A 4,064-nucleotide genomic window follows, 5' to 3' on the forward strand; every position below is an offset into this window, starting at 1 on the left:
TTTGAGGCTAATAGAGATACTATAGCAGTATTAAACATTGAAAAGAAAGCATACAAAAAGATGGGGGGATCTCTGACCACCCCGACTGCCCCTCAAATGACAGATGTAATCCCGAACAGATGAGGGGAACCCTCGCCCTTCAGGGCGGAGAGGAGGTCAGAGCTCAAGCACCCCTCTCAAGGTCTGCATAAATTATCAGAGCTTCCCGATAGCTAAGGGTAGCATATAGCTCATAGTTTATTAGACTTGTCATGACCAACTTCAAAATAAAAATCATATTAGAAACTTATAATCTTTTTTATTCTTAACAATATTGAGTTTAATAAACTTCCCGACCTGAAGAGCGAGACTGTAACACTTCTACGTAACTACTAGTTATTTTTAATATCTTCTAAATATTATTTTGATGTTGGTTACGTTTATATAGTATTACCGAAACATTTTTTATTGGTGACTCCCTACCTGATGACGAGCGCTGCTCACGAGGGTGGGAGTGATAAAAAGTGGATGGGAGGGTAGTGGTGTTTCCCTCGACTAGCCCCAATGAGTTAAGGGTGACTGTGTATGATCCCTTAAGAGGGGTGCCCGTGGCGGAATTAGATTAAAAGTAAGGGAAAGTTACGCCACGGGTAAACACTTCCCAACCATGGGTGGCAAAGGGCCGGTAGTTCAGTGGAAGAATGCCGCCCTCGCACGGCGGAGGTCCCGGGTTCAAATCCCGGCCGGTCCATATTAGTTGATTTAAAATTATATAATTCTTCTGATGTATCTTAACAATCTTTTAATAAATTCTATATAAGGAAATAAATGATAAGATTTAGATTTTAATGTTAATTAGTTTACTCTTCTCTGTCGGTAGAGGCATTTTTTAGTGAAGCTTAATCTATTGGTAGGTGTTATCTATTTTTCGAAAAAGCAAAGTTTAAACTTTGCTCTTACTCAGCTTAAAAGGAGACTTTGTTGCTTCTTATGATAAAACATGTCCATACAAGGGGATGTCCCATGACTTTACATATCCCCGAGTCCCTTGGATCTGAGAGAAAAGGGCAACTTCCAGTGGGGGATAGGGGTAATTGGCTGAAACTCAGCCATTGGTCTATCTGGATAAATAGAGCGGGGTAGTGAAGAAACCTCTACCAGCTAGCTATGAAGTGATGAAAATGAAGGTGATAAACCACAAACCTATGATCTACCTAAGGGAACCTCATCCTTTAGGGTTGGGAGAAGGTCATATAAAAATTTTTAAACTATTACCTATAATAAAAACATTTAACAGTATACAGGTGGTAAGGATGAGTCAAAAAGATTTCGACGTAATATTCATAGGAGGTGGTGGTGCTTCCTATCCAGGTGCTTTTGAGCTCGCTAAAGCTGGCAAGAAGGTCTTAATGGTAGATAATAAAGGTAATTTGGGAGGGGATTGCCTTTATGCAGGTTGTATACCATCTAAAACTGTAAGAACAAAGATACTGGAATTCACATCAGCAAACAAAGAAATAGATCCTGAAAAAGTTTGGAATGAAGTTGTTAAGCTTAAAGAATATGTTCAAGACATTAGATATCAACAACACATGGAAGAGATCAGAGAACATGGACCAAATCTAACATTTGTTAAAGGATGGGCAACGATACTATCCTCTAATAAAGTTAAAGTAGAGGGAGAAGAAAATTTTGAAGCAAATACAAAATATCTTGTTATAGGTACAGGAGCAGAACACATTATATTAAACATACCAGGAAAGGATATGGTAATCACTAGTGATGATCTTTTTGCTTATCAAAAAACTATGAAAAAGGTTCCAAAATCAATAGCCATAATAGGTGGGGGGTATATAGGAGTTGAAGTTGCTGATATGCTTTCAAGATTAGGAGTTGAAGTTTCTATAATAGAAATGATGGATAGGTTATTGCCAACTATGCCCCTTGATTTATCTAAGGCCGCAGAGTCTCATATGAAGGAGGCTAAAGTTAACTTATATTTAAACAGCCCAGTAGCATCGATAGAAAAGAAAGGAGACAAGAAAATAGTTAAGGCTAACAGCAAATCAGGAGTTATTGAAGTAGAAGCAGATGAAGTATTAATGGCTGTCGGCAGGAAGCCCAGGCTTAAAGGATATGGTTTAGAAAACTTGGAGAAAGATGGCTTAAAAATAGAGAGAAATGCTATTTGGGTTTCTCCATCTTTAAGGACTTCATTGTTTAACGTATTTGCTACAGGAGATGTTACAGGTAAAGCTATGTTATTCCACGCTGCAGTTAAAGAAAGTATAATAGCAGCTAAAAACATATTAATAGGGAGAGATGCTTATAGAATGAATTATCATTCAGTCCCGTTCACCGTATTTACATACCCAGAAATAGGTCTGATAGGCTATACCGAAGAAGAGCTAAAATCGCTAGGAATACCTTATGACGTTGTTGATTATAAGTTAGCAGGTGATGCGCAATCCCAAATAACTAACCACAGAGAAGGATGGATGAAAATATTTTTGGAAAAGGAAACGCTAAGAATATTAGGTGTCCAAGTATATTCTCATGATGCTGCAGAACTTATGGGAGCTTTTGCTGTTGCGTTAGAAAACGGTTTAACTGCAAAAAACCTTGCATGGGTCTGCGGACCCCATCCGCTAACATTTGAGTCTATAAATTATGCTATGAGGTCATATTTCTAAATATTTAAATTTTTTGAAGAAAACCTATATGGCAACAAATCTTTTAATTTATAAGATTTAAACTTGTTGCTTTTTAATAATAAAGAGAATGACAAACCTCGCCCCTTCTAGGGGCGGGGTAAAAGTTTTTTAAATCAAAAATACTATTTCTATTTGAGATGCTTTTAGAGCCTTCGTCTGGTCAACTCTTAAGGCATGAGGAGCAGGAGCCGATTTCTCCCGCAATACCAGATGAAGGTATCTACGAAGTTAATTATACAAATAAGAGAACAAATGTAGTACGCCTTCTTCCAAATGGTTTTCAGAAAAGGAAGCTCAGAAGGCTAGCTAATATCTCATCAAAGCTATTCAACGAGTTGAACTATGAGAGAAGGCAACAGTTCTTTCATAAAAAGAAAGTAGACTTTAAGGGGACGTGGGGCAAATACTACAAAAAATATAAGGAAGAGCTAAAAGTTAATGCTCAAGCAGTTATGCAGAAAAAACAACGAGGCATGGAGCTCTTTTTTTCTCTTCTAAAGTTGAAGAAAAAAGAAAAATTGCCAACCTTCATGAAACATGTTAGCCCACCACGTTACTGGAAGGATAGAAAAACTAAGAGGAGGAAGCTTTTACTTGTTGTTAGACAAGACAGATATGTCATGGATGAGCAAAACCACAAACTCATCCTAAAGGATTTCAACCTAGAAATAGATTTTGCTGGTAGACTAAAATGGTATGGAAAACAAGGTAGATTGGAGATATATTATGATGAGACTGAAAATGCATGGTATGCCTCAATACCTGTTGAAGTAGGTGTTGAAATAACTAAAAAGGGAAAGGAGAGCAAGTATATTATTTACGGTGAAAGGAAAAAAATTAGAGTTGAATCACCTAAAGGTAACAAAGTTGCTTCAATTGACTTAGGCATAAATAATTTAGCAAGCGTAGTATTAAACGATGGCACTTGGTTTCTTTACAAAGGTGTTAGGACTAAGGAGGACTATTTTTATTTAGAGAATAAGATATCACAAGTACAATCCTTAGCAGATAAGACGAAATACATTGGCGAATATGAAGCATATGATGAATTATTAAGAGAGAAGAGGAGACTTTTTAAGAAATTAATGAGAAGGCTTTTGCATTTATATAGGAATTTAGCATCTCACATAATGAATAAGTTACATGAATTAGGTGTTTCAACCATTTATTTAGGTTACCCATTTAACATTGCCCAGGAAAAGGGAAACAAATTTACTGTAAACATGTGGTCTTATCGTAAATTAATGATGGCAATTGAACTTAAAGCACAAGAATATGGCATTAAAGTATATGAAGTTATAGAATATAATACCTCAAAGTATTGTGCTTATTATAACTTAGAAGTTAAAAGAAATCCTAGAGGAGTCATTA

Annotated in this window: 2 protein-coding genes, 1 tRNA gene and 1 pseudogene; all 4 read left to right on the forward strand. The window is 36.4% G+C overall.

The genetic code is table 11. The features are described 5' to 3' along the window. Positions 1-500: 500 nt before the first annotated feature. Positions 501-633, forward strand: a pseudogene (locus RXO53_RS07895) (IS200/IS605 family accessory protein TnpB-related protein); the annotation flags it as partial. Between the two features lie 25 nt (positions 634-658). Then, a tRNA-Ala gene (locus RXO53_RS07900) sits at positions 659-730 on the forward strand. Positions 731-1,292: 562 nt separating this feature from the next. Next, positions 1,293-2,672: a dihydrolipoyl dehydrogenase gene (locus RXO53_RS07905; RefSeq protein WP_410713676.1), complete on the forward strand. Its 1,380-nt coding sequence runs from the start codon at positions 1,293-1,295 to the stop codon at positions 2,670-2,672. A 158-nt stretch (positions 2,673-2,830) separates the two neighbouring features. Then, positions 2,831-4,064 (forward strand): transposase (locus RXO53_RS07910; RefSeq protein WP_410713677.1); only part of this gene is annotated, 1,234 nt, incomplete at its 3' end.

It is taken from the genome of Caldisphaera sp., assembly GCF_046536515.1.
Taxonomy (GTDB): domain Archaea; phylum Thermoproteota; class Thermoprotei_A; order Sulfolobales; family Acidilobaceae; genus Caldisphaera.

What these genes read in the sequence shown, in the direction of transcription:
- RXO53_RS07905 (WP_410713676.1), top strand. Translation starts at nt 1,293, where the DNA reads ATGAGTCAAAAAGATTTCGACGTAATATTCATAGGAGGTGGTGGTGCT.